26 protein-coding genes, 1 tRNA gene and 2 pseudogenes are annotated in these 22,980 nt (G+C 56.9%); 12 read left to right on the plus strand and 17 right to left on the minus strand.

What is annotated here, in order from left to right; all coding sequences use genetic code 11:
* Positions 1 to 20: 20 nt before the first annotated feature.
* The 3 genes from ACQKPC_RS25915 (at position 21) to ACQKPC_RS25925 (ending at position 1,985) form a co-directional block, all read left to right on the plus strand.
* Positions 21 to 905, plus strand: coding sequence for an alpha/beta fold hydrolase (locus ACQKPC_RS25915; RefSeq protein WP_427627312.1), 885 nt, complete (start codon positions 21 to 23; stop codon positions 903 to 905).
* A gap of 181 nt (positions 906 to 1,086) precedes the next feature.
* A tRNA-Gly gene (locus ACQKPC_RS25920) sits at positions 1,087 to 1,160 on the plus strand.
* Between the two features lie 264 nt (positions 1,161 to 1,424).
* On the plus strand, positions 1,425 to 1,985 hold the full coding sequence (locus ACQKPC_RS25925) for a magnesium transporter (RefSeq protein WP_427627314.1): 561 nt from the start codon (positions 1,425 to 1,427) through the stop codon (positions 1,983 to 1,985).
* A 31-nt stretch (positions 1,986 to 2,016) separates the two neighbouring features.
* Here ACQKPC_RS25925 and ACQKPC_RS25930 read toward each other — a convergent pair whose 3' ends face one another.
* Genes ACQKPC_RS25930 through ACQKPC_RS25950 form a run of 5 tightly spaced genes read right to left on the minus strand, consistent with a single transcriptional unit; the run spans position 2,017 to position 7,049 of the window.
* Complete coding sequence (locus ACQKPC_RS25930) at positions 2,017 to 2,334, minus strand: cytochrome C oxidase subunit IV family protein (RefSeq protein WP_008074510.1); 318 nt, start codon at positions 2,332 to 2,334, stop codon at positions 2,017 to 2,019.
* Between the two features lie 13 nt (positions 2,335 to 2,347).
* On the minus strand, positions 2,348 to 3,061 hold the full coding sequence (locus tag ACQKPC_RS25935) for a heme-copper oxidase subunit III family protein (RefSeq protein ID WP_427627316.1): 714 nt from the start codon (positions 3,059 to 3,061) through the stop codon (positions 2,348 to 2,350).
* A 6-nt stretch (positions 3,062 to 3,067) separates the two neighbouring features.
* Positions 3,068 to 3,760 carry a cytochrome c oxidase subunit 3 gene (locus tag ACQKPC_RS25940; protein WP_427627318.1) on the minus strand — a complete coding sequence of 231 codons (693 nt, stop codon included), beginning with the start codon at positions 3,758 to 3,760 and terminating at the stop codon, positions 3,068 to 3,070.
* Complete coding sequence (gene ctaD / locus ACQKPC_RS25945; RefSeq protein WP_427627320.1) at positions 3,757 to 5,532, minus strand: cytochrome c oxidase subunit I; 1,776 nt, start codon at positions 5,530 to 5,532, stop codon at positions 3,757 to 3,759. Before ctaD ends, ACQKPC_RS25940 begins: the two co-directional genes overlap by 4 nt.
* A gap of 50 nt (positions 5,533 to 5,582) precedes the next feature.
* Complete coding sequence (locus ACQKPC_RS25950; RefSeq protein WP_427627322.1) at positions 5,583 to 7,049, minus strand: cytochrome c oxidase subunit II; 1,467 nt, start codon at positions 7,047 to 7,049, stop codon at positions 5,583 to 5,585.
* A gap of 393 nt (positions 7,050 to 7,442) precedes the next feature.
* On the opposite strand from ACQKPC_RS25950, the gene ACQKPC_RS25955 reads away from it, so the two are divergent.
* The 3 genes from ACQKPC_RS25955 to ACQKPC_RS25965 all read left to right on the plus strand — a co-directional run bounded on the left by ACQKPC_RS25955 (position 7,443) and on the right by ACQKPC_RS25965 (position 8,659).
* Positions 7,443 to 7,778, plus strand: coding sequence for a hypothetical protein (locus ACQKPC_RS25955; protein WP_008074515.1), 336 nt, complete (start codon positions 7,443 to 7,445; stop codon positions 7,776 to 7,778).
* Between the two features lie 269 nt (positions 7,779 to 8,047).
* Positions 8,048 to 8,227, plus strand: a complete 180-nt coding sequence (locus ACQKPC_RS25960) for a type II toxin-antitoxin system HicA family toxin (RefSeq protein WP_048394018.1) — start codon at positions 8,048 to 8,050, stop codon at positions 8,225 to 8,227.
* 24 nt (positions 8,228 to 8,251) lie between these two features.
* A complete protein-coding gene (locus ACQKPC_RS25965; RefSeq protein ID WP_427627325.1) occupies positions 8,252 to 8,659 on the plus strand; it encodes a type II toxin-antitoxin system HicB family antitoxin in 408 nt (135 codons plus the stop codon).
* Between the two features lie 56 nt (positions 8,660 to 8,715).
* On the opposite strand, the gene tam is transcribed toward ACQKPC_RS25965, so the two are convergent.
* Positions 8,716 to 9,486, minus strand: coding sequence for a trans-aconitate 2-methyltransferase (gene tam / locus ACQKPC_RS25970; protein WP_427627327.1), 771 nt, complete (start codon positions 9,484 to 9,486; stop codon positions 8,716 to 8,718).
* A 392-nt stretch (positions 9,487 to 9,878) separates the two neighbouring features.
* On the opposite strand from tam, the gene ACQKPC_RS25975 reads away from it, so the two are divergent.
* From ACQKPC_RS25975 to ACQKPC_RS25985, 3 genes are all read left to right on the plus strand, one after another.
* Positions 9,879 to 10,382 (plus strand): inclusion body family protein, encoded by a 504-nt coding sequence (locus ACQKPC_RS25975; protein ID WP_095630996.1) that lies wholly within the window; start codon positions 9,879 to 9,881, stop codon positions 10,380 to 10,382.
* Positions 10,383 to 10,506: 124 nt separating this feature from the next.
* On the plus strand, positions 10,507 to 11,046 hold the full coding sequence (locus ACQKPC_RS25980; RefSeq protein WP_427627346.1) for an AidA/PixA family protein: 540 nt from the start codon (positions 10,507 to 10,509) through the stop codon (positions 11,044 to 11,046).
* 506 nt (positions 11,047 to 11,552) lie between these two features.
* Positions 11,553 to 11,951 carry a low affinity iron permease family protein gene (locus ACQKPC_RS25985; protein WP_427627329.1) on the plus strand — a complete coding sequence of 133 codons (399 nt, stop codon included), beginning with the start codon at positions 11,553 to 11,555 and terminating at the stop codon, positions 11,949 to 11,951.
* A gap of 56 nt (positions 11,952 to 12,007) precedes the next feature.
* Here ACQKPC_RS25985 and ACQKPC_RS25990 read toward each other — a convergent pair whose 3' ends face one another.
* The 6 genes and pseudogenes from ACQKPC_RS25990 to ACQKPC_RS26015 form a co-directional block, all read right to left on the minus strand.
* Positions 12,008 to 12,511: a DUF4142 domain-containing protein gene (locus ACQKPC_RS25990; protein WP_123499151.1), complete on the minus strand. Its 504-nt coding sequence runs from the start codon at positions 12,509 to 12,511 to the stop codon at positions 12,008 to 12,010.
* Positions 12,512 to 12,584: 73 nt separating this feature from the next.
* Complete coding sequence (locus ACQKPC_RS25995) at positions 12,585 to 12,740, minus strand: KGG domain-containing protein (protein ID WP_008014777.1); 156 nt, start codon at positions 12,738 to 12,740, stop codon at positions 12,585 to 12,587.
* 116 nt (positions 12,741 to 12,856) lie between these two features.
* Entirely contained in the window at positions 12,857 to 14,206 is a 1,350-nt protein-coding gene (locus tag ACQKPC_RS26000) for a diguanylate cyclase domain-containing protein (protein WP_427627332.1), read from the minus strand.
* A gap of 102 nt (positions 14,207 to 14,308) precedes the next feature.
* The gene (locus tag ACQKPC_RS26005) at positions 14,309 to 14,947 is read right to left on the minus strand and encodes a LysE family translocator (protein ID WP_427627334.1); all 639 of its coding nucleotides are present in this window, start codon (positions 14,945 to 14,947) and stop codon (positions 14,309 to 14,311) included.
* Positions 14,948 to 15,011: 64 nt separating this feature from the next.
* Positions 15,012 to 15,428 carry a fosfomycin resistance glutathione transferase gene (fos, locus tag ACQKPC_RS26010; protein WP_427627335.1) on the minus strand — a complete coding sequence of 139 codons (417 nt, stop codon included), beginning with the start codon at positions 15,426 to 15,428 and terminating at the stop codon, positions 15,012 to 15,014.
* A 353-nt stretch (positions 15,429 to 15,781) separates the two neighbouring features.
* Positions 15,782 to 16,003: pseudogene (locus ACQKPC_RS26015) on the minus strand (hydroxymethylglutaryl-CoA lyase); the annotation flags it as partial.
* A gap of 243 nt (positions 16,004 to 16,246) precedes the next feature.
* Here ACQKPC_RS26015 and ACQKPC_RS26020 point away from each other — a divergent pair.
* Entirely contained in the window at positions 16,247 to 17,413 is a 1,167-nt protein-coding gene (locus tag ACQKPC_RS26020; RefSeq protein WP_427627337.1) for a multidrug effflux MFS transporter, read from the plus strand.
* Here the strand turns inward: ACQKPC_RS26020 and yiaY are convergent.
* Positions 17,410 to 18,558 (minus strand): L-threonine dehydrogenase, encoded by a 1,149-nt coding sequence (gene yiaY, locus ACQKPC_RS26025; RefSeq protein WP_427627339.1) that lies wholly within the window; start codon positions 18,556 to 18,558, stop codon positions 17,410 to 17,412. The two genes, ACQKPC_RS26020 and yiaY, sit on opposite strands and share 4 nt — an antisense overlap.
* Before the next feature lie 156 nt (positions 18,559 to 18,714).
* On the opposite strand from yiaY, the gene ACQKPC_RS26030 reads away from it, so the two are divergent.
* Complete coding sequence (locus ACQKPC_RS26030; protein ID WP_123499164.1) at positions 18,715 to 19,734, plus strand: DUF4917 family protein; 1,020 nt, start codon at positions 18,715 to 18,717, stop codon at positions 19,732 to 19,734.
* A 192-nt stretch (positions 19,735 to 19,926) separates the two neighbouring features.
* Here the strand turns inward: ACQKPC_RS26030 and ACQKPC_RS26035 are convergent, their stop codons facing one another.
* From ACQKPC_RS26035 to ACQKPC_RS26045, 3 genes are all read right to left on the minus strand, one after another.
* Positions 19,927 to 20,271 (minus strand): YegP family protein, encoded by a 345-nt coding sequence (locus ACQKPC_RS26035; protein WP_008010829.1) that lies wholly within the window; start codon positions 20,269 to 20,271, stop codon positions 19,927 to 19,929.
* A 181-nt stretch (positions 20,272 to 20,452) separates the two neighbouring features.
* Positions 20,453 to 20,758 carry a ribbon-helix-helix domain-containing protein gene (locus ACQKPC_RS26040; RefSeq protein WP_038979286.1) on the minus strand — a complete coding sequence of 102 codons (306 nt, stop codon included), beginning with the start codon at positions 20,756 to 20,758 and terminating at the stop codon, positions 20,453 to 20,455.
* A gap of 14 nt (positions 20,759 to 20,772) precedes the next feature.
* A complete protein-coding gene (locus tag ACQKPC_RS26045) occupies positions 20,773 to 21,354 on the minus strand; it encodes a DJ-1/PfpI family protein (protein WP_095051422.1) in 582 nt (193 codons plus the stop codon).
* Between the two features lie 305 nt (positions 21,355 to 21,659).
* Between ACQKPC_RS26045 and ACQKPC_RS26050 the strand changes: the two genes are divergently transcribed.
* Positions 21,660 to 22,565: a DMT family transporter gene (locus ACQKPC_RS26050; RefSeq protein ID WP_427627342.1), complete on the plus strand. Its 906-nt coding sequence runs from the start codon at positions 21,660 to 21,662 to the stop codon at positions 22,563 to 22,565.
* Positions 22,566 to 22,624: 59 nt separating this feature from the next.
* Here ACQKPC_RS26050 and ACQKPC_RS26055 read toward each other — a convergent pair.
* Positions 22,625 to 22,980: pseudogene (locus ACQKPC_RS26055) on the minus strand (methyltransferase); the annotation flags it as partial.

Here is a 22,980-nt window from a genome sequence, read left to right on the forward strand (position 1 = left end):
CTTGCCAGGAGTCTTATGTCATGAGGCCAGAAATCGCTGTGCTGGATATACAGGGTCAGTATCGGGTTTACACGGAGTTCTATCGCGCAGACGCCGCAGAGAAGACCATTATTCTGGTCAACGGCTCGATGTCCACGACTGCGTCGTTTGCCCAAACCGTGAAAAACCTTTATCCGCAGTTCAATGTGGTGTGCTACGACCAGCCCTACGCGGGCAAGTCCAAGGCTCACAACCTGCATGAGAAAATGCTGACCAAGGAAATCGAAGGGCAGATCCTCCTTGAGCTGATCGACCACTTCGCCGCCGAACACGTGCTGTCGTTTTCCTTTGGTGGCGCCGCCACGCTCGTCGCCCTGGCCCAACGGCCACGGCGCATCGAAAAGGCCGTGATCAGCTCGTTCTCGCCGGTGGTCAACGAGCACATGCTCGACTACCTTGAGCGCGGTGTCGATTATCTCGGCAGCCGGGACGGGAACCGGGTCGGTGACCTGGTGAACAGCACCATCGGCAAACACCTGCCCTCGCTGTTCAAGCGCTTCAACTACCGTCACGTCAGTTCGTTGGCCGAACATGAATACGGGCAGATGCATTTTCACATCAGCGACGTGCTCAACAGCGACCGCCAGTGCTACCTGAACGCGGCGAAGAAAATCAACGTGCCGGTGCTGTTCATGAACGGCGAATGGGACGAGTACACCGCCGCCGCCGATGCAAAGCTGTTCGCCGGTCACGTGCAGCACAGCACCTTCAGCACCCTGCAGGCCACCGGCCACTTTCTCGACATGGAGCACAAAGCCGCCTGCCGAGACAGTCGCAACGCACTGCTGGGCTTTCTGAAACCGACGCAACACGAAAGCCGACCGCGTTACCACTACGTCCAGGACCACCATGCATTGGCAATCTGAAACAGAGTCATCGCGAGCAAGCTCAGCCCTGCAGCGTTAAGCGCATTCCTGCAGGAGCGAGGCTTGCCCGCGAATGACCGCTACGCGGTCGATGCTTTCGTTTCACCCGTGCTAAAGCCATCGCGCGCAAAGAAAAACTTCATTTTCACGCGCACATCTGGTACAAAGTCAGCCGCTCTGAGCGGGTGTCGTATAATGGCATTACTCCAGCTTCCCAAGCTGATAACGAGGGTTCGATTCCCTTCACCCGCTCCAATCGAATTTTTGTCTCACGTCAGTTTTTGACGGGGGATGCAGGTAAAGAAAAACCGGCCTTGATGGCCGGTTTTTTTGTGTCTGGGGTTTGGTGACCCTCCGGACCTTGACGCCTCCCGCCCCGCAAACTAGCGAATGCTATACTTCCTACGAATTGCATCAAGTGTGCAGCGTTCCCCACGTGCACAGACATCGACTGCAAATCTCAGTTAACGGCTGCAGGACAAAGGAGGTCTACAGCCAGCGCGAGATGGGAGGTGTGGCATGAATCGGCACTATTACATCAGTGACAATCTCGACGATCTCGAGGCCGTTGAAAATGAACTGGAAGCCAACGGCATCAATACCGAACAAATTCATGTGCTCAGTGAACAAGTGGCTGATGTTGAAGAACATCACCTCCACGAGGTTAACTCGTTGATGAAACAGGATGTTGTTCACTCTGGCGAGATTGGAGCTGTGGTCGGCGTGCCACTCGCGGCGCTGGTCCTTGGCGGCGCCTATTGGATGGGCTGGACCGAATCCGCCGCAGGCTGGGTGCCTTTTATCTTCCTGGCCATCGTTATATTTGGCTTCTGCATCTGGGAAGGCGGTTTTTTTGGCATCCAGGTGCCGAATGCTCACTTCCGCAATTTCAAACAGATGGTAGAAGAAGGAAAACATATCTTCTTTGTGGATGTTGAACCGAATCAGGAACCGATATTGGACCGGGTAATCGAACATCATCCAACGCTGACGATCGCCGGCACGGGAACGGCAGCCCCCCACTGGACAGTGGCCTGGCAGCACAAATGGCATCAGTTCAAGCGAGTGATATCGGGTTAGCCCTGAAGACTCATGGCCATCCGGAAGCTGCTTACTGGCCGAAGGAAATGACCCGGCTGAGGAAAACATAGTCCGCCTCGGTGGCCATCAGTCCGACGAGCACCAATAAACATAACGGTGGCACCAATATGGCGTAGACCATGGCCAACCGTTCCCAGGCCATATGCATGAAGATGGAGACAATCAAACCTGCCTTCAACAACATGAAAGTGATAATCAGGGACCACCGAAGGTAGCCATGGAAGTGGAAGTAGTCGACAAGGTACGACAGCGTGCTGAGGACGAATAACAGCCCCCAGATTTTAAGGTACAAGCTGATTGGATGTTGCTGACCCTGAGCATGTGCCATCACCCGTGCTCCTCTACCATAAATAGAAGAAAGCAAAAATAAACACCCACACCAAATCCACGAAGTGCCAGTAAAGCCCGGCTATCTCGACGTTCTGATAGTTTCCGGAACGCTCATAATCTCCCCGCAGTACTTTCAACGCCACAATGCTGAGGTAGATGGCGCCGATTGACACATGCAGTCCGTGGAAACCGGTAATCATGAAAAAGCTGGCACCAAATTGCGCCGCCCCCATGGGGTTCCCCCAGGGACGCACCCCTTCTGCGATAAGTTTGCTCCATTCAAATGCCTGCATGCCGACGAAGGTCACACCCAAGGCAGCGGTCGCCAGCATCAGCGCAGTGGTTTTGGCGCGATCACGGCGATAGGCGAAATTAACGGCCATGGCCATGGTGCCGCTGCTACTGATCAGCACAAAGGTCATGATGGCGATCAGAATAAGCGGGATTTCTTTACCGCCGATCGTCAATGCGAACACTTCGCTGGGGTTCGGCCAGGCGGTGGTGATGGTCATGCGTACCGACATATAGCCGGTTAAAAAACAGGTGAATATAAACGTATCGCTGAGCAGGAATATCCACATCATCGCCTTGCCCCAAGGGACCTGCTTGAAGGCCTCTCTATCCGAGGACCAGTCGCTGGCGATGCCCTGCCATCCCGGTGCAGGCGGTGAGTCTGGTGGATTGGATGAACTGGATTCGACTGGGGCAAGTGGGGGCGATGCCATGGCTTTTCACCTCAGGCCGCAGAATCTGGCGATCGCTTCATAGGTTTGCGGCGTGCTGGCCAGCAAAGCGAACAGCACGAACCAAAGACCCAGTAAGTAGTGCCAATAGGTGGTACAGAGTTCTACGCTGACGCGCAGTTGCGGCAACGGCACGCGACGCAGGAATTTAGCGACGATTATGCTCCAGGCTATCAGCCCGCCCAGCAGGTGGAGCCCATGCAGGCCGGTCAACAGGTAGAAGAAACTGTTGGCCGGATTGCTGGCGACAAAGTAGCCCCAGGCGACAAACTGCTGCCAGACCCAGAGTTGCCCCACTAGAAAGGCAATGGCAAATACGCCCCCCAATGCAAAACCAATGATTGTTGCGTCCAGTCGAGCCTGCCGGGCGGCCATACGCGACCACTGCAGTGCGATGCAACTGAATACCAGAAAAGCCGAATTCAGCCATAGCTGCCAGAGATTGGCTAACGGCGCCAAGGGGTCTGTCAGGGGGAGCCAGTCGGCCATTTGTGAACGGGCAATAAAGGCGAAAAGGAAGAGAAAGAATAACGAACTCACCACGACCAGGAACAAGCGCAGGCCCACTCTTGCGATTTGGCCTCTATCGGCACCCTCGGGGGCCTGGATACCTCCTGGGTCGCGACTCCAACTGCCGCCGGGGTCAGCGCCGTCGGCGTTTCTCAATAGCAGCCTTTTCATGTTTTAACGTCCGCTATCTTGGTTCCGGCACTCAGTTGCCGCATCTGCTCCAGCTCCTCGGCGGAGACCGTTTGCGGAACGAAATCCTGCTCTATCCCCGGCACACTGTAGTCATAGGCCCAGCGATGCACGACCGGTAGCTTCGCTCCCCAGTTACCGTGTATCGGCGGGGTGTTCGGCGTTTGCCATTCCAGACTGGCCGCGCCCCAGGGATTACTGCCTGCAGGCTTGCCCTTGAATGCACTCCAGGCCAGGTTGAACAGGAACAGCAACTGGGAAACGCCGACGATCAATGCGATCACCGTAATGAAGGCATTCAACTCTTGCGCCGACTGCGGGATGAACGCGTAGTTTTCATAGGCGTAGTAGCGGCGTGGCATCCCCTGAAAACCCAGGTAGTGCATGGGGAAGAAGATGGCGTAGGTGCCCAGAAAGGTAATCCAGAAATGCAGCTTGCCCAGGGTGTCGTTCAACATGCGCCCGGTGACTTTCGGGAACCAATGATAAATACCGCCGAACACCACCAGTACCGGCGCGACCCCCATGACCATATGAAAATGGGCGACGACGAAATAGGTGTCCGAGAGCGGAATATCCACGATCACATTGCCGAGAAACAACCCGGTCAGACCGCCGACCAGGAAGGTGATGATAAAGGCCAGGGCAAACAGCATCGGCACGGTCAGATGAATATCGCCGCGCCACAGGGTCAGCACCCAGTTGTAGACTTTCAGTGCGGTCGGCACCGCGATGATCAAGGTGGTAACGGCGAAGAAAAAGCCAAAGTAAGGGTTCATTCCGCTGACATACATATGGTGCGCCCAGACCACAAAGCTGAGTACGCCAATCGCAATAATGGCCCACACCATCATTCGGTAGCCGAAGATATTTTTACGCGCATGCGTGCTGATCAAGTCGGAGACCAGACCAAACGCAGGGAGAGCAACGATGTAGACCTCCGGGTGGCCGAAGAACCAGAACAGGTGCTGAAATAATATCGGGCTGCCACCCTGGTGATCGAGCTGCTGCCCCAGCGAGATCATCGCCGGCATAAAGAAGCTGGTGCCCAATAGCTTGTCAAACAACATCATGACCGCGCTGACGAACAACGCCGGGAAAGCCAGCAAGGCCATAATCGAGGCCATGAAGATTCCCCATACGGAGAGCGGCATGCGAAACAATGTCATGCCGTGGGTGCGCGCCTGCAACACCGTGGTGACGTAGTTCAACCCGCCCATGGTGGCCGCGACAATAAAAATCGCCAGTGAGACGAGCATCAGGACGATGCCCCACTCGACCCCCGGTGTCCCCTGCGAAATGGACTGCGGCGGATAGAGCGTCCAGCCCGAACCGGTGGGACCGCCAGGAACAAAGAAACTGGAGAGCAACACCACTACCGCCACCAGGTAGAACCAGTAACTCAGCATGTTGACATAGGGGAAGACCATGTCGCGGGCGCCCACCATCAGCGGGATCAGATAATTACCAAAACCACCCAGAAACAAGGCCGTCAGCAAGTAAATGACCATGATCATGCCGTGCATGGTCATGGCCTGGTAGTAAGCACTGGCGTCCATGAACTCCAAAGCGCCGGGGAAGCCAATCTGTATGCGCATCAAGCCGGACAACACCACGGCGATAACGCCCACGAATATAGCCGTCAAGGAATATTGAATGGCTATGACCTTGTGGTCCTGACTCCAGATATATTTGGTCAGGAAGCTTTTGGGCTCGTGTAGTGCTTCTGTTTCGGCTTGCTCCGCATAGGCCATCACGTCATCCTCCTGTTCGAAGTTTCGGTGCATTCCTGGCTGCTTTACGGCTACTTCCCTGGCTCCGCCTTGCTCGCATCAGCGTCGGCATTCGCTTTGGATTTGATAAAAGCGATCAGTGCGTGCAACTCCTGATCACTCGGGATAAAGGCCGGCATGACGGCCGCATAGCCTTTGACGATTTTGGCGCCGGGATTAAGAATCGAATCCTTTATATAGCCCTCATCGGCCTTGATACTCGTGCCGTCGGCAAGGGTTACGGTCTCGCCATACAGGCCCTGCCAGCTGGGGCCGACGCCTTTGCTGCCATCGACACTGTGGCAGGCCAGACAGCCGAGCGACTCGGCCAGCCGCTGCCCCTGCGTCGCCAAGTCGTCACCTCTGTCCAGTTTTTCGCTGGCAGAAGGTTCTTGCTGCGCGGCACCCAGTGATTTGATCAGGGCGACGACAGCACCCAGTTCATCTTCAGTGAGAGTATAGGCCACCATGACTGGCGGGTAGCCCTGTACCAGGCGGGCCTTCGGATCGAGGATCGACTCTTTCAGGTAAGCCTCATCGACCAGCGCACGGGTGCCATCGGCAAACTGTTCAGTGCGGCCGTACAGCCCCTTCCATCCCGGGCCGAGACTGCTACTGCCATCCTGGCTATGGCAGGCACCGCAGCCGTATTTTTCGACCAACAAGCGACCTTTTTCCAGCACGCTGTCCTGACTGGGTTTGGCAGCTGTCGTTAATGTCTGCGCAAAAGTCGGTTGGCTGTTCAGCCATTGATCGAAGGCGCCCTGCTCTTCCACGATCATCTGGCCGCGCATGTTGTAATGACCGACGCCACAATACTCAGCGCAAAGAATTTCATACTTCCCGGTTTTAGTCGGCGTAAACCAAAAGTACGACACCATCCCCGGCACCATGTCCATCTTGCTGCGAATTTGCGGGATATAAAAATTGTGCAGCACATCTTTAGAGCGCAGTAAAACTTTCACAGGCTGATCGAGCGGAAGGCGAACTTCATTGCTCTTTATAAGCACATCGTCCTGTCCGACAGGATCCTTGGGATCAAGGCCGAGAGGATTGGTGAAATCAACAAACTTGATATCCGATTTACCCAGCTTCCCGTCCTGGCCGGCAAAACGAAAGGCCCACTGCCACTGCTGGGCGACCACTTCAAGTTCATAAGCATTTTTCGGCACATTGATGAAATCACTGTAAACAACCAGACCTGGCGCCAACATCGCGGCAATCCCTATCGAGGTCACGATAATTAACCATGTCTCCAGTTTTTTACTTTCTGGCTGGTAGTGCGCCCTGGAACCCTCCTTGTGACGATAACGCATCACGGCTACCGCCATAAATACCGTGATGGCAATGAAAAATATTCCGCTAATGATCAGGGTGATGAACAGGGTGGTGTCTATGGACCCCCAGTTGGAGGCTGCCGGTGTCGCATGCCAAGGCGCTAGTACATGGAACAACACTGATGCAATAACGATTAGTATCAAGATAATTGCTATTGCCATTTTCTCTTCATCCTATTCCTGTTGTTCACTGGTTATGCAAGCGCATCGCCACTGACGTCCAAGCAGGGCAGACAAATACCATCCATTCCGACGGTAAAGTCAGCAGGAAGTATAGTGCATGGACGGATCAAGCGCGTTTTGTGAAAAACCCTGGCGCCCGGATATTCCAATTCGAACATTAAGTTAATCGCTTAAAGCTATTCGCTACATATAACTATGGATATCAGCATTACGTACTAAATGGCGTAGAGAACTGATGCGGGTACAGCAAGCGAGGTCCGGTTGCCAGCTATACTCAATCCTGATGACGGGATGGCAGAACTGGCCAGAAGCGGATGGCTTGAGAAGACACAAGAGCTACAGAGTCCAGCAGTCCACGACGGAGGTTTCGTCATGAGCAACCTGACGATCGAAGGCTGGTGCAAACCCAGCGGCGCCCCAAAGTCCACCCCGGTGGGTGAGATCAGCTTTGATGTCGATGGCCCCCTCCATCTACGTCTGGAGGAAGCTGAAGAACGCCTACAGAAAACCCATGAGCCTGAAGCCATGGTTGATGTCGACATGAGCTCAATGGATTTGGTCTTGCCAGAGGGATACGACCCCTTGTCCGACTGCCAAATGCGCGTCTACTTGCAGCACGGGCGCGGTCAGTTCCATTTGGTCGGGCATCGAGCGAGCGATGGAAGCTTGATCTATACCAACGCGGTTTTGATTGATCAGCTGATTTAGAAGCTACTGCGTGATTCTCGGGGAACACAAAAACCGGTCCGACGTGGCCGGTTTTTTTATACCTGAAATTTGAGCGCCTCTTGCTCTTCAGCACCGTGGCAAAACCCTGCAATACAGAAAGCCGGTCCTCCCCAAGCCATCGCCAATTGCCCTCCTAGACTCATTTCATGTCGCTAACACATCGGTGTTCAGGAAGCATTGGTGGTTATAGTGTTGATTAGTGGATTTCAGTAGGTATAGTAACCACAAGCACACCACAGGGAGGTGATGTGAATAGCCGGTTTTTGATAAGCCAAATCGTTGCAGATGGCTGGTATCTGGTACGAATCAAGGGGAGCCATCACCATTTCAAGCACCCTACCAAGCCAGGACTGGTAACGGTTCCTCATCCGAAAAAGGATCTGCTCAAAAAAACGGCCATCAGTATTTTGCAACAGGCGCTGCTATGACAGCGCCTTAGGAGAATGACGAACATGCTTTACCCAATTGCAATCTCCATGGGCGATGATGAACACGCCTGGGGTGTTGAAGTACCGGATATTCCGGGTTGTTTCTCCGCTGGGGAGGATCTGGATGACGCCATGGCCATGGCGCGCGAAGCCATCGAAGGCCATTTCGAAATACTGGCCGAAGACGGGGCGCCGATTCCGCCCGCCAACAAAGTGACCCTGCATGCGGCCAATCCGCAGTACGCAGGGTGTACGTGGGCCGTGGTGGACATCGATGTCACCAAATACCTGGGCAAGGCCCAGAAACTCAACATCACCTTGCCCGGCTACTTGCTCAACCGCATCGACGAATACGTACTGCATCATCCGGAAGAGAAAAGTCGCTCCGGGTTTCTGGCCTCGGCGGCGCTCAAGGTGTTGCAGCAGGGCTGATGGTTCGAAGGTTGGTCAACCAAAGGGACAAACGACCAGGCATGTCCCTTTGTACGTCAGCGCGTCGCCACCATGAACAACCGTGGAAACGGCAACAGCACAGAACCATCACTCAGCGCCGGATAGGCCTTCTCGATTGCCGTCAGATACTGCTCGAGATACTGCACCCGCTCCGCTTCATTCAGCGGCTCAAGAAAAGGCCGCAAACCGCTGCCCTTGAACCACTCGACCACACCCGATGCGCCGTCCGCGAGGGGGTGATAGTAAGTGGTGCGCCATACATCGACGCGGGTGCAGTGGGCACGCAGCATCGAGTAGTAACCACCCGCATCCTCCATTTCCGTTCGCAGGCCTGCGGCCCTTGCCAGTTTGTCAGCCCAAGGGCCGTTCGCTGCGACCTCGCGCATCAACCTGTGCGACGGTTCGTTGAGGTTGTCGGGCATCTGAATCGCCAGGCTACCGCCGGGCGCAAGCCTGGCCACCAATGACGGCAGCAACCGGGTGTGATCGGGCAGCCACTGCAATACCGCATTGGCGAAAATCACGTCGAACGGGCCGGCATCGTTCCAGACATCGATGTCTGCGGTGTCGAATTGCACCTGAGGCAAGCGCTGGCGGGCGGCCTCGATCATATCGGGCGAACTGTCCACCCCTCGCACCGCGGCATTGGGAAAGCGCTGCACCAGCAACTCGGTGGAATTACCCGGGCCGCAACCGATGTCGATTGCCGATTGGACGTCCATTGTGGGGATGGCTGCCAGCAAGTCACGCGCCGGGCGCGTTCGCTCATCTTCAAACGCTACGTATTGTTTGGCGGACCAACTCATATCGTTCTCCTGTCAGTGCAGGTTGTAGCCAGAGGCAGACAACCGGTTCGCTACGATACATCGACCGATGTGCTCTGCCCTATCCCGACTTTTGGAGGGCGTAGGATCTGAGCCTTTTCTTATCGCAAAATCATCGAAAGCCATAACCAAAAGGACCGTTCGTCGACCGAAGGGCGAAGCGATTTTGACAGTATAAAAATGACATCTATAGTCCTACTCGCGGCCTGTTGGAAGGAACCCAACCCGTCATTTCAAGGCAAGGAGCAAGGCCAGCTCGTACCCCGTGATCGAGTGGGTTCCCCAGTAGTGTGTTCGCAACGGCCGCAAGGCAAACAAGCGTTGTCGTGCCTGGCAGGTAGCCAGGTAATCACTATGTTCAAAGGAGCTTTACTATGTCTCGAGTCACGGATGTACTTGTTTCGATCGACACCGAAACCATTCTGAAAAACTACCCGAACATCAGCAAAAACCCTGCTGCACCGACGATGATCGACGTCAATCATGTATACATGGTGACCAATCAGAACAACGTGGTGAGTGGCCAGGCCGGTGGCGAACTCAACTTGAAAGCACAGGTAGGCGATCTGATTCGCTGGCGTGAAACCAGCCTGTCGCTGGGCTTCGAGCAAGCAGTGATTTTCTACAAGTTCGTCGGTAACGCAGGCAACGAGTTGATCTCTACGCCCACACCACGCAAGGCTACCGCCTCCTTTGCAGTCCCTAACACCAGCAATCCGTCGGTGCCCAGCTGCCAGAAAGTCGATAACCATTACTGGTCTTCGGAAACCCTTGCTTGCGGCAGTGTGACCTATCACTTCCAGTTTCTGATCGTGAATCGCGACTGCCAGATCATCGGCTGCTGCACGTGGGATCCGTTCATCACCATCCATAACTGATGCTGGACCGGGCCCCTTGGCAACGAGGGGCCTACCAGGCTCGTTGCCGCCTCGGCTGGAACAGGATGTCTCGCTTGAACCGAAGCGGTTACCGTTTTGCGTCAACATCATGAAAGGATCCATGATGACTTCCGAACCGATTAGCTCCCCTTCGGCGGGCGCCGTGATAGCCAGTAGTGTGCTTCTGATTGTCGATGCCGAATCGTTGCTTTCACGCTATCCGCAACCCAGTCTTGAATCGCAAAAGCCGACGGTGATTGAAGATGGCTTCATCTTCCCCGTGACTAGTAGCACGACGACACAAAGTGCTGAAAATGACAGCAAAATAACGCTGACCGCCAGCAACGGAAAGGTCTTCCATATTCGCGGCAGAACCGTCAGCCTGCTGACCGAACATACGGTGGTGTTTCACGACCTGACGGTGGACGACGCCGGGGTTCTTTCGCCGCCCAAACTGATCGTTCACAGCGACCAGACAGTCCCCGCGCCCGACCCCGCCAACCCGACCCAGCCTGGCAGCCACAGCGCCGATGATCATTATTGGGAGTGTTCGCAACTGAGCACGGGCGTGACAGCCTGCGAACTGAACTTCATGCTGATCAACCAGCGCTGTGAAGCGGTGGGGTACTTCAGCTGGAAGACTGAGGTGACGCTGTCGGCGTGAATAGATAGATTCAGGCGCGGAACCTGTGGGAGCGGGCTTGCTCGCGAATGCGGTGTGTCAGGCGACATCAATATTGACTATGCCGACGTCTTCGCGAGCAAACCCGCTCCCACATGGATTCGCACTTTTCTTGGGGTGCAACGGTAGCAGCGACTCACCGCTATTTACTAGCCGCACCCTTCTCCTGCATCTGCACCGAAGACTTGGTTCCATCGGTGTTGTCTTTAGTCTCGTTATCCGAGTTATCGAAGCAGCCCTGCAACGCAAGCAGGCAGCAGCAGCAAAGGTAAAACGTGCGAGCGAGGTTAATGCTGTTCTCCAGTTTCAGGGGCCTGAAGTAGTGACCCATGTCGGTATAAATGGTTGCGACCTTCTCAGCCCCGAGCGACGAGCACCTACAGAGGGTTCAGCACACCGGCTTTTCATCCCGCAGCCAATATTCAGCAGAATTTTCGTTATGCCCGTGCTGTCTGAAAATCAGGCGCATCCCTATAAGGAGCACGGCAATGAAATTCGCAAATATTGCACAGAAACTCTCCCTGTGGGCCGGCCTGCCCCGGACATTTCTGGGGGCGATCGTTCTGATAATCCTGTGGGGTTTGAGCGGGCCGATTTTTCATTTCAACGATACCTGGCAATTGATCATCAACACCTCGACCACCATCATCACTTTCCTGATGGTGTTCCTGATCCAGAACACCCAGAACCGCGACACGGACATTTTGCACTTGAAGATCGATGAGTTATTGCGAGTAACGAAAGAAGCGCAGAACGCGATGCTGGATCTCGAATCGCTGGATCTCAAACAGTTGGAAGAATTGAGAAAGAAATATCGCAACCTCGGCGAGGGCGAAACGATTCCTCTGGACGGCACTGCCGTCCCGGAAACAAAGAAACAGGATTGAATGAATGTTGACTCATGCCCCGCGGGTGACCGGTGACGTCACCCGCGCCATTGGTGCTAACGACTGGCTTGCAGCTCTCTGGCCATTTGCAGGTGGTTTTGCAGTTTGGGCAAGGTTTCTTCGGCGAACGCTTTGATTTGCGGCACGTCCGTGGTCTGCGCTTGTTGTTGAAGCTGCTCGATGGTCTCTTGGGTGGTTTTCACCTGACTGGCGGCGTACGCCTGATCGAAGGACGCATCGTCCTTCACCTCCGGAATCAGGGTTTTGGCCTTGTCCATCACCTCTTCGCGTGGTGCGACCGGTAAATCGAGTTGCTTGGCAATTTTCGCCAGATGCTGGTTGGCGGTGGTGAGGTCGTTGATCACCACGATGGTGTAATCCTTGACCTCTTTGGATTCGGTTTTCTGGTGCGCCAGGCGACTGGCTTCGATGTCGGCCATGCCTTTGGCCGACGCTTCGTTGATGAATTCAGCAGCTGACTGGGCAAAGGCACTGTTGGCAAACAGCCCCAGTAACGTGACAAAACTGGCATTGCGTAAACGGGTGGCCATCCGGCTCATGGTCGCGCCCTCCTTCTTTGAAAATTCAAACGGGAGCTTGCGCCCCCGTCTTTTAATAAAACCATCTTCACTATTACCGGGATTTCTGACCACCTTTGCGGCCCATGCCGCCTTTCGCGGAGTCTTTATCAACGGTCGTCGTGGTGGTTTTCCCACCTTTGCGACCGGCTTCAGACGCTTTCGTTCGATCGTGGGCACTACCCGGACTTGGATTTTTGGAAGTAGGCATGGTTCTCATCCTCTTGGTGATGATCGCTGCGAGCAGCCGCCCGCATAGAATAAGAATTTCCATCCCCAAAAAGGTTTAGAAAAACTGGCAACGCTGCGACGAACGGTGACGGGCTTTCAGGCCCCGAGACGCAGGTGATGCTGGCGCTTGGCGCTGTACATCGCCTCATCGGCATGCCTGAACAACTGATTTTCTTCAGTCCCGTGTTCGGGGTAGCGCGCAACGCCAATGCTCGGCTGGATGCTCAGGTTATGCCCGTCCAGGCGCAGGGGCTGAACCAGCACCTGACGGATCTTTCCCGCCACACGCTCGGCATCCTCTGCGGCATGGATGCTGTGCAACAACACCACAAATTCATCACCGCCGATGCGCGCCACGGTATCGGTTTCACGCACGCAGCCCTTGAGCCGATTGGCGACCGCTTGCAACAGCATGTCGCCGACCGTATGACCGTGGGTGTCGTTGACATGCTTGAAGCGGTCGAGGTCGACGTAGAGCAAAGCCATTCGACCGGAGTCTGTTCGGGCCAGGTCCAGTGAGGCTTTGAGGCGTTCGCGCAGCAACTCGCGATTGGGCAACTGAGTCAGTTGGTCGTATTGAGCCATGCGCTGGAGCCGGGCATGCAATTGCTTGCGCTCGATAGCGGTCGCGACCTGCGCGCAAACATACTGCAGCAGTTCCTTGTCTTGCTCGGTATAACGCTCGCCGCCCGGTACGCTTTTAACGATCAACGCGCCAATGGTGCCGTTCTTCGAACTCAATGGCACGCCCAGCCAGCAGGGCGAATCCTGGCCCGCGACCAGTGCCGCAAACCCCGCGGGCGGATTGTCCTGATCCGGAGTCAGCAGGATCGGCAAGCCGCTGCGAATCACTTCACTGCAAAGACGCCCGGTCACAGTCCCGGGCTCTTCGGGTTGCGGTTCACGGTCGTCGACGTGATAGGGGAAATTCAGCTGCGCACAGTGCTCGTCATACAGCGCCACGGAGAAATTCAACGCCGGGAGCCATTCGCCGATGATCGAATGGACGCGTTTGAACAGCGCCAGCAGATCTTCTGCCGCATGGGCCGCCTCGGAGATTGCGTACAGCGCCGCTTGTCGGGACTCGGCCTGTTTGCGCTCGGTGATGTCGCGCGCCACGGCAATACGCAATTGGTCGACTTCCGACCAGCGTGCAGACCAGAGAATGTGCACCACCCGGCCGTCCTTGCGCAGGTAACGATTTTCAAAATTGAGCTTGGGCTCGCCGCCCATGATCTCCCGTGCGGCGTCGAGGGTACGCTGTCGGTCGGCGGGATGTACCAGATCGATCATCGGCTGGCCGATCAGCTCGTCGGGGGTGTAACCGAAAATGCGCTCGCAGGCCGCGCTGACAAATACGAAGCGACCTTGTTTATCCACCGCACAGACGGCGTCCAGCAAGAGGTCAATGTAGCTCGCCAGTGGGGCGGAATTACTGGTTTCCATAATGCCGAGAGCGTGTCCGGACAATGCAACATTGAACAACCCTCCCTGACCGGTCATACGCCCGAGCGTTGACTGTACGCTGACGCTTCCCTGCGATCAGCCTCAAGCCTTGTTCGTCACCAGCCCAGGCAGCGCATGCACCAAGGCATTGATGGAAAAACCGATGAACATTACCCCGCACAACCGGGTGATCGCCAGTTCATGACGCTGATACAACGTGCGCACCTGACGCGCCCCGACGATGCCTATGAGAATAGCGTAGGCCAAAAGGCCACCAACGAAGCTCAGGATGATCAACCAGGGCAACATCGACCAATGCAGCAATTCTGCACGGCTGGACAACAGCGCAGTAAAGGTCGCCACTGCCACCGGATAAGCCTTGGGGTTGGTCAGACCGAACAGGATGCCGTGCCAGAATGGCTGCCGCGCCGGCCCCTGAGGCGCCTCGGCACTGCCGCGACGAGCCCGCACCGCGCGCAGGCCCAGCCAGAACAGGTAGAGCCCACTGAGTACGCCCAACACATCGAACGCAGTGCTGCCGATTTCCCGCGCACCGACAATCGCGATCAGCGCCGTGCTGCACCAGACCACGTCGCCCAGCAAATGCCCGCACAGAAACCCCGCTCCAGCCCGCCGCCCGCGCGCCGCGCCGATGCCGAACACCGCCAGCACACCCGGGCCCGGCGTGATGCCATAAATGAAGCCCGAGGCGAGAACGGCCATTAGCAGCGATGGAGTCATGGGAATTCCTGTTGAAACGCCGGATGAATGGACGCAAGTCTATCCCAGGACCCTGAGCATCGACTCACTGATCGTCGAAGAACTTCATCCCCGCATACGGCCGTTGCCGACAAGCCGTCAGCCGCGACGCCAGATCCCCGACATGCGCCTCAAGCTTGTGCCCGTCCGGGTCAAGAAAATAGAACGACGCGCCTTCGCTACGGTTGTCCCACCACTCCTGCACGTTGGCGGATCGCAGGTGTTCGACGAACAACGGGAAGTGCGCAGAATCGATACTGAAGGCGTAATGGGTGTAGTCAGCAGCGGGCGCGGATTCGCGTAGCGGATCGAGAGAAAGGCACAGCCACAGACCGGGTAATGAAAGATAGGCGCCGGTGTCCCACGTGGCTTCAAGCTGAAGTTGCAGCAGATCGCGATAGAACGCCACGCTGCGGTTCAGGTCGGTGACGGCGAGGGTCAGGTGGTTGAGGCCGGTTAGCATGGGTTTCGTAACCTTGAGTGCTCTGGGTGGTTGCGAATGGAGCGTACAACTTAAACGGCCTTGAGCGTATAGCCGCTGGGGGTTTGTTGGCTGTGAGTCAGTCATCGCGAGCAGGCTCGCTCCCACAGGGGTTATCGTCGTTCACAGATTCCGAGTACGACACACATCTACTGTGGGAGCGAGCCTGCTCGCGATGGCGTCCGGTCCAACACCGCAATCTCAGAACTTATCTAGCGTGCGCAGCTTCTGCGGCAATCCCCATAGCAGCAACTTCACAAGGGAGTCCCGATTGTTTTTGTTGTCTGGCTGAGGTGTTCAGTGAACGCGCTTTTTTGTAGGGGTTCGTGGTGGGTTCAGGAAGGCGTGGGGTGCAGGTCGCAATTGCGCCCGGCCTTGGCGAGTTGTCCGGGTACCTCGTGGCCCAACAACGCGGGCAATCCTCGGGACAACCTCAGCAACAACGGCAGATCGATGCCGGTGTGAATACCGATTTCATCGCACAGGTTGACCAGATCTTCAGTGCAGATATTGCCCGAGGCACCCGGCGCAAACGGGCAACCGCCAAGGCCGCCGAGACGGCGAATCAGGCTTTTTTGCAGCATGGGAGGGCTCGATGATTTCGGTTCGACTGAGTCGGCAGGATAGGCCGGTTTCGTTTCGTCCCCGCCATCCAATTGCCCAATGAACAAGACATGCCCCCCTGGAATTCGCCGCGTTGCAGGAAAAACTTCAGGTTAATATCCGCCTCTTTGTCAGTCTCAAACGAACCGAACAATACAGCCGGGACATCGGCTGCTGAAAAACTCAGGGAAGATCCAATGAAGAGCAGCACCACCCTCCTCATCACCTGCTGCACGGTTTTTCTCGCTCAATTGGGCATGAGCATTTATCTGTCGGCGCTGCCGGAAATTGCCCGGGATCTAACCGCCGATGCCTCGCAGGTTTCATGGGGGCTGGCAGTGTATCTGATCGGCATGGCGCTGCCGATGCTGTTCTGGGGCAGCCTCGGTCAACGCATTGGCCGTAAACCGGTGCTGCTCGCGGCGCTCGGTATCTATGGGGTGGGTAACCTGGCCCTGCCCTTGGGCCAGACGCTGGAGTCGTTCCTGTTTTTTCGACTGATTCAGGGGGTAGGCGCCAGCGGAATTTCGGTCATGGCCCGGGTGCTGATCCGCGACAGTTTTCGCGGCGACCTGCTGGCCAAGGCATTGTCCTGGATATCGATTTCCTTTGTGGTGGCGCTGGGTATCGGCCAATACTTGGGGTCGATTATCCAAGTGGCGCTGGGTTGGCCGATGATCTTCTACTTGTTGGGCGGCGTAAGCCTGTTGATGGCGGTGGTGGTGGCCCGACTCACGTTCCCGGTGCTGGCAGCAGAGAACACACTGTCATCCGCCTGGACGAGCTACTGGCACATTCTGGGTCATCGGGCCTTCCTGTTGCCGGCCCTTGTCGGCGGCCTGGGTTACGGGGTGATCGTCGCATTCAACACCGCCGCGCCGTTGATTCTGCAAGGCCCCTTCAACTGGTCGGCAGTGGAATACGGATTGTTGGGTTGGCCGATCAGCGCGGCCTATTTTCTCGGGGCTGTGGCGGTCAATCGCTTTGTGCTGCGTACCGGTCAGCGCCAGCTGATGACGGCGGGCGTTGGGCTGGTACTGACCGGCAGCGCGGTCATGTTGCTCAGTAGCATCGCCGGTACGTCAATAGCGCTGCTGTTCTGGCTACCCTATTGTTTTGCGGTGTTTGGCCAGTCGTTGAATTACCCGATCAGCCTGTCCCTGGCCAACGAAGGTTCGCCGGTCGGCGGTGCTTATGCGATGGCATTGAGCGGTTTCATTCACCAACTGATGGCCGCCATTATCGGCGGTATCGCCAGCCTGATAGCGAGCCAGCAGGCATGGCCATTGTCGCTGCTATGCACCTTGCTGGCCGTGGGCGCGCTGCTTTGCGTAGTGCTCGCGCCCGGCCGTCGAACCACTTAAAACGCGCTGCGGAAAATCTCCTCGATCTGCCGCTGATCCGCCGCCCGTGGATTGGTCAGTCCACAGGCGTCTTTCAAGGCGTTGCTGGCCAGCACCGGGATGTCGTTGAGCTTGGCACCGAGCTCGCGTAAACCGGCGGGGATTTCCACGTCCCTGGCCAGGTTGCGAATGGCCGCGATCGCTGCCTGAGCGCCCTCTTCAGGGCTGAATCCGTGAATGTCGGCGCCCATCGCGCGGGCGACATCGGTCAGGCGGTCGGCGCAGACCAGCGCGTTGAAACTCTGCACGTGCGGTAGCAGCACCGCATTGCACACACCGTGGGGCAAGTCATAGAAACCGCCCAACTGGTGAGCCATCGCGTGAACGTAGCCGAGGGACGCATTGTTGAATGCCATACCGGCCAGGAACTGTGCGTAAGCCATGTTTTCCCGCGCGATCATGTCACTGCCGTCGCGTACGGCCAGGCGCAGGTTATTGCTGATCAAGGTGATGGCTTTGAGCGCACAGGCATCGGTAATCGGGTTGGCCGCCGTGGAGACGTAGGCTTCGATGGCGTGGGTCAGTGCGTCCATGCCGGTGGCGGCAGTCAGCCCTTTGGGCATGGCGACCATCAGCGCCGGGTCGTTGACCGACAGCAGCGGCGTGACGTTGCGATCGACGATGGCCATTTTCACGTGACGGGATTCGTCGGTGATGATGCAAAAACGGGTCATCTCGCTGGCAGTGCCGGCGGTGGTGTTGATCGCGATCAACGGCAACTGCGGTTTGGTTGACTGATCGACGCCTTCGTAGTCACGAATCGTCCCACCGTTTGTGGCGCACAAGGCGATGCCCTTGGCGCAGTCGTGAGGCGAACCGCCGCCCAGCGACACCACGAAATCACAACGACTTTCCTTGAGCAGACCCAGGCCAAGTTCGACGTTGGCAATGCTCGGATTCGGCTTGGCGCCGTCGAAGATCACCGAGTCGATGTCCTGGATCGCCAGTTTCTCGGCAATCATCGTCGCCACGCCAGCCTTGGCCAACCCGGTGTCGGTGACGATCAGTGCCTTGCGAAAACCATACTTGCGAATGGCGTCCATGGCTTCGTCGAGGCAACCGGTGCCCATGATGTTCACAGCGGGGATGAAAAACGTACTGCTCATGCGCGAGTCTCCTGGCTGAAGCCGAATCAACAGCACCGATCCGGCGGGTGCGCACAGGATCGACCCATTAGTCGTGCGGTAACTTGATCTGGCTCAAGTCCGGGTCGTGATAAAGTCGCCGTCCATCAGACCTTTTGCTTTGAGACAACGAACGCAATGACCGATTTCCAGGATGTCGATGCCCAACTTGAAGACTGGAACGCCTTGCGCACCACCGCCTCTTTCGGCGGCCTGCTGGTGGGTAACGGTGCCAGTCGTGCGGTATGGGACGACTTCGGCTACGACTCGCTGTTCGAAAACGCCCGCACCGTCGAAGAGAAGCCTCTGAGCCAATCAGAATTGAGCGTGTTCGAGGCGATGCAGACGCGCAGTTTCGAACAGGTGCTTGGGGCGCTGAAAACCACCAGCCGGGTCAACAAGGCCTTGGCCGTCAGCTCAGCGGCACCGCGCAATCGTTATTACGCGATCAAGGAAGCGCTGATCAATACCGTGCATGCGGTGCACATCCCTTGGCGGTTGGTGGTGCCCTCGACGCTGGCGACGATCAATCAGGAGTTGGGCAGCTATCGAACGGTGTTCACCACCAATTACGACTTGCTCAACTACTGGGCGATCCAGCACCGGCCTGAGGCTATTACCGATCTGTTCCAGGGCACCGAGCCGCGTTTTGACCTGAGCCTCACCACGACCGACAAAACCCGGCTGCTGTACCTGCACGGCGGCCTGCATCTGGTGCGCAATCAGGACGGCACGGCGCGTAAATTGATGTCGACCGAAGGTACGTTGCTGGGCAGTTTCGCCATCAACAATACGATCAAGACCCTCGACGATGTGCCACTGTTCGTCAACGAAGGCCCGACCCAGGACAAGCTCAAAACCATTCGCAGCTCCGATTACCTGTCGTTTTGCTACGACCAGTTACTGGGCCATGGCGATGGGCTGTGCATCTTCGGGCATGCCCTTGGCGAGCAGGACAGTCACATCATTCATGCATTGCGTCAGGCAAAGCCGAAGACAGCGGCGATCTCGATTTACCCGCGCAGCAAGGCGTTCATCCAGCACCAGAAGCGGCATTACACGAAGGTGTTTGAAGGGACGGGGGTGGAGCTGCGGTTTTTTGATTCGAAGACGCATGCGCTTGGTAGTCCGAAGCTGACTGTACCGGTCGAAGTTTAGCGGCGCCGCGGCCGGCCTCTTCGCGGGCAAGCCCGCTCCCACAGGGATTTGTTAACGCTGCCAAACCTATGTGGGAGCGGGCTTGCTCGCGAAGGGGGCTGAACATTCAACGAAGATGCTGAATGTCAGACCGCTTTCGCGAGCAAACCCGCTCCCACACTGGATGTGTATTGGACTTATCAAGCGGTGTGTTTAGAGCACTGGCAAGGTCTTGTCCTTGATCACCGTAGTCGGGCCGTTGGCCTTGACGCTGGCGATGCCTTTATCCCGCGCGGCATCCGATGAGTAGGATTCGCTGCTGCCGATGATCTGATGGTTGGCAGCCTTGAGGTTGAAGTAAGGATGACCATCCTTGGTGGTTTTTTTCTCGTAGCGTTCGTCCAGCGGACTGTTGGCCTGAACCGAGGCGATACCGCTGTCGGCCGCGCCGCGCGTGGTGTACAGCTCACTGGTCAGAATGGTTTCGGCGTTGGCCGCTTTCAATACAAACTTGAACTGACCGTTGCTGGTTTTGCTCACTTCGTACCATCCAGACATGCTTTTTCTCCTTGGCGATTGAGAGGTTTGCGCTTCAGAGTAAAGACCAAGTCAGGATTTCTGTCGCCTGTACCGACCCCTTCGCGAGCAGGCTCGCTCCCACAGTGGATTTGCGTACATCAATCCCTTGTGGGAGCGAGCCTGCTCGCGATGGCGCCAGCACAGTCACCCGACAATCTCGCTACTTCACCACCGCACGCACCACCGACAACTCAGGTGTCTGCACCCGTCTCTGGCTCAGGTATCGCATGCAGCTGACCCGCAAGAACGAGGCGAAATTCACCACTTCGCCGCGGTAGTCCATCACCTCTTCATAGAGCTTGGCGATCAACTGATTGGTGGTCATGCCGTCGACCTCGGCGATTTCGCTGAGGATGTCCCAGAACTGATTCTCCAGCCGCAGGGTGGTGACCACCCCGCAGATGCGCAGCGAGCGGGAGCGCGACTCGTAGAGAATCGGATCGGCCTTGACGTAGAGCTCGCACATGGACAGGTCCCTCGTTACAGCGTGATTTTGGTGCCCAGCAACCCAAGGAAACCGGCCAGCCAGCTCGGGTGCGCCGGCCAGGCTGGTGCAGTGGCCAGATTGCCTTGAACGTGACCTTCCGTCACCGGGATATCGATGAACGTGCCGCCAGCCAGGCGTACTTCCGGAGCGCACGCCGGGTAGGCGCTGCACTCGCGACCTTCGAGAATCCCTGCGGCGGCCAACAGTTGCGCACCGTGACACACGGCGGCGATCGGTTTGCCAGCTTTGTCGAACGCTCGCACCAGGTCCAGGACTTTTTCGTTCAGGCGCAGGTACTCCGGCGCACGACCGCCCGGCACCAGCAGCGCGTCGTAGTCCGCTGCATCTACCTTGGCGAAATCGAAGTTCAGGGCAAACAGGTGACCGGGTTTTTCGCTGTAGGTCTGGTCGCCTTCGAAGTCATGGATTGCCGTGCGCACGGTCTGGCCGGCGGTTTTGTCCGGGCAAACGGCATGCACCGTGTGGCCGACCATCAGCAGCGCCTGGAACGGCACCATCACTTCGTAGTCTTCGACGTAATCGCCGACCAGCATCAGAATTTTTTTAGCCGCCATGGGGAGGACTCCTCTGGAAAATGCGTGGGCATGCAGGAGTATTCAAGGTAGTCCTTATCCGGCGGGGTGGGTAATAACCAGTTACTACCTGATGGACCGCGTAATCGTTCATCGCGGGCAAGCCCGACTCCCACAGACACTGTGTTGTTCTTGAGGGCGATGCAAAACCTGTGGGAGCGTGGCTTGCCCGCGATGGCGGCCTCAAACTGTACGGATAACTCTGCACCTATCTGTAACAGAGCAACGCCTGCGGTTTATGGCTAGATAAAGAAACTTCCCGCCATCCTGAATTCTGGTCTCCCATCATGTCCTCGCGCGAAAACACCGGTATGGCCCTCGGCCTGCTCGGCGTTGTTATCTTCAGCCTGACCCTGCCCTTCACCCGGATCGTCGTGCAGGAACTCCATCCGCTGCTCAACGGCCTCGGCCGTGCGCTGTTTGCGGCAATTCCGGCAGCGCTGCTGTTGCTGTGGCACCGTGAAAAGTGGCCCACGTGGAAACAGGTCAAAGGTCTGACGCTGGTGATCGCGGGGGTCATCCTTGGTTTCCCGGTGCTGTCGGCCTGGGCCATGCAGACGTTGCCCGCCTCCCACGGCGCACTGGTCAACGGCTTGCAACCTCTGTGCGTGGCGCTGTATGCCGCGTGGCTGTCCCATGAACGTCCGTCGAAAGCCTTCTGGGCCTGCGCCGCGTTGGGCAGTGCGCTGGTGCTCGGTTATGCGCTGATCAGCGGTGCCGGCAGTATTCAGGCCGGTGATTTACTGATGCTCGGCGCGATTGCCGTAGGTGGGTTGGGTTATGCCGAAGGCGGCCGGTTGGCCAGGGAGATGGGTGGCTGGCAGGTGATCTGCTGGGCGCTGGTGCTGTCGACACCGCTGCTGATCGGTCCGGTGGTGTATCTGGCGCTGCAACACCAAGGCGATATTTCGGCCAAAACCTGGTGGGCCTTCGGTTACGTCTCGCTGTTTTCACAGTTCATCGGGTTCTTTGCCTGGTACGCCGGGCTGGCCATGGGCGGCATTGCCCGGGTCAGCCAGATCCAGTTGCTGCAGATCTTCTTCACCATCGCGTTTTCGGCGTTGTTCTTCGGTGAGCACGTCGAGCCGATTACCTGGCTGTTTGCCGCCGGGGTGATCGTGACGGTGATGTTGGGGCGCAAGACGGCAGTCAAATCAGATGTGGGAGCGGGCTTGCTCGCGAAGGGGGTTTAATATTCAACGAAGATGTTGAATGTCAAACCGCTTTCGCGAGCAAGCCCGCTCCCACAGGATCAGAGGTAACCATCAGCCCGCAGCAATGTTTCCAGGCAATGTTCGCTGATGTGGTAGAAATCCTTCAGTTCCTGGATCTTCACCAACAGCTGAGCCGGGTCCACCGGCTCGGCGCGTTTGACCGCCAGGATCATCTTGTTCTTGTTGGTGTGGTCCAGTGAGATGAACTCAAAAACCTTGGTCTCGTAACCACAAGCTTCCAGAAACAACGCACGCAAACTGTCGGTGACCATTTCCGCCTGCTGGCCCAGGTGCAGGCCGTATTGCAACATCGGCTTGAGCAGCGCCGGGCTCTGGATCTGCAGGCGGATCTGTTTGTGGCAGCACGGCGAGCACATGATGATCGAAGCGCCGG

It is taken from the genome of Pseudomonas sp. NPDC089918 (assembly GCF_050280605.1).
Taxonomy (GTDB): Bacteria; Pseudomonadota; Gammaproteobacteria; order Pseudomonadales; family Pseudomonadaceae; genus Aquipseudomonas.

Coding starts and splice junctions, on each gene's coding strand:
- ACQKPC_RS25925 (WP_427627314.1), top strand. CDS start 1,425: ATGAATCGGCACTATTACATCAGTGACAATCTCGACGATCTCGAGGCC.
- ACQKPC_RS25975 (WP_095630996.1), top strand. CDS start 9,879: ATGTCTCGAGTCACGGATGTACTTGTTTCGATCGACACCGAAACCATT.
- ACQKPC_RS25915 (WP_427627312.1), top strand. CDS start 21: ATGAGGCCAGAAATCGCTGTGCTGGATATACAGGGTCAGTATCGGGTT.
- ACQKPC_RS25995 (WP_008014777.1), bottom strand. CDS start 12,740: ATGCCTACTTCCAAAAATCCAAGTCCGGGTAGTGCCCACGATCGAACG.
- ACQKPC_RS26035 (WP_008010829.1), bottom strand. CDS start 20,271: ATGTCTGGATGGTACGAAGTGAGCAAAACCAGCAACGGTCAGTTCAAG.
- ACQKPC_RS25950 (WP_427627322.1), bottom strand. CDS start 7,049: ATGGCAATAGCAATTATCTTGATACTAATCGTTATTGCATCAGTGTTG.
- ACQKPC_RS25980 (WP_427627346.1), top strand. CDS start 10,507: ATGACTTCCGAACCGATTAGCTCCCCTTCGGCGGGCGCCGTGATAGCC.
- ACQKPC_RS25985 (WP_427627329.1), top strand. CDS start 11,553: ATGAAATTCGCAAATATTGCACAGAAACTCTCCCTGTGGGCCGGCCTG.
- ACQKPC_RS26030 (WP_123499164.1), top strand. CDS start 18,715: ATGACCGATTTCCAGGATGTCGATGCCCAACTTGAAGACTGGAACGCC.
- fos (WP_427627335.1), bottom strand. CDS start 15,428: ATGCTAACCGGCCTCAACCACCTGACCCTCGCCGTCACCGACCTGAAC.
- ACQKPC_RS26050 (WP_427627342.1), top strand. CDS start 21,660: ATGTCCTCGCGCGAAAACACCGGTATGGCCCTCGGCCTGCTCGGCGTT.
- ACQKPC_RS26005 (WP_427627334.1), bottom strand. CDS start 14,947: ATGACTCCATCGCTGCTAATGGCCGTTCTCGCCTCGGGCTTCATTTAT.
- ACQKPC_RS26040 (WP_038979286.1), bottom strand. CDS start 20,758: ATGTGCGAGCTCTACGTCAAGGCCGATCCGATTCTCTACGAGTCGCGC.
- ACQKPC_RS26045 (WP_095051422.1), bottom strand. CDS start 21,354: ATGGCGGCTAAAAAAATTCTGATGCTGGTCGGCGATTACGTCGAAGAC.
- ACQKPC_RS25965 (WP_427627325.1), top strand. CDS start 8,252: ATGCTTTACCCAATTGCAATCTCCATGGGCGATGATGAACACGCCTGG.
- yiaY (WP_427627339.1), bottom strand. CDS start 18,558: ATGAGCAGTACGTTTTTCATCCCCGCTGTGAACATCATGGGCACCGGT.
- ACQKPC_RS26020 (WP_427627337.1), top strand. CDS start 16,247: ATGAAGAGCAGCACCACCCTCCTCATCACCTGCTGCACGGTTTTTCTC.
- ACQKPC_RS25940 (WP_427627318.1), bottom strand. CDS start 3,760: ATGAAAAGGCTGCTATTGAGAAACGCCGACGGCGCTGACCCCGGCGGC.
- ACQKPC_RS25930 (WP_008074510.1), bottom strand. CDS start 2,334: ATGGCACATGCTCAGGGTCAGCAACATCCAATCAGCTTGTACCTTAAA.
- tam (WP_427627327.1), bottom strand. CDS start 9,486: ATGAGTTGGTCCGCCAAACAATACGTAGCGTTTGAAGATGAGCGAACG.
- ACQKPC_RS26000 (WP_427627332.1), bottom strand. CDS start 14,206: ATGGAAACCAGTAATTCCGCCCCACTGGCGAGCTACATTGACCTCTTG.
- ACQKPC_RS25990 (WP_123499151.1), bottom strand. CDS start 12,511: ATGAGCCGGATGGCCACCCGTTTACGCAATGCCAGTTTTGTCACGTTA.
- ACQKPC_RS25935 (WP_427627316.1), bottom strand. CDS start 3,061: ATGGCATCGCCCCCACTTGCCCCAGTCGAATCCAGTTCATCCAATCCA.
- ACQKPC_RS25955 (WP_008074515.1), top strand. CDS start 7,443: ATGAGCAACCTGACGATCGAAGGCTGGTGCAAACCCAGCGGCGCCCCA.
- ctaD (WP_427627320.1), bottom strand. CDS start 5,532: ATGGCCTATGCGGAGCAAGCCGAAACAGAAGCACTACACGAGCCCAAA.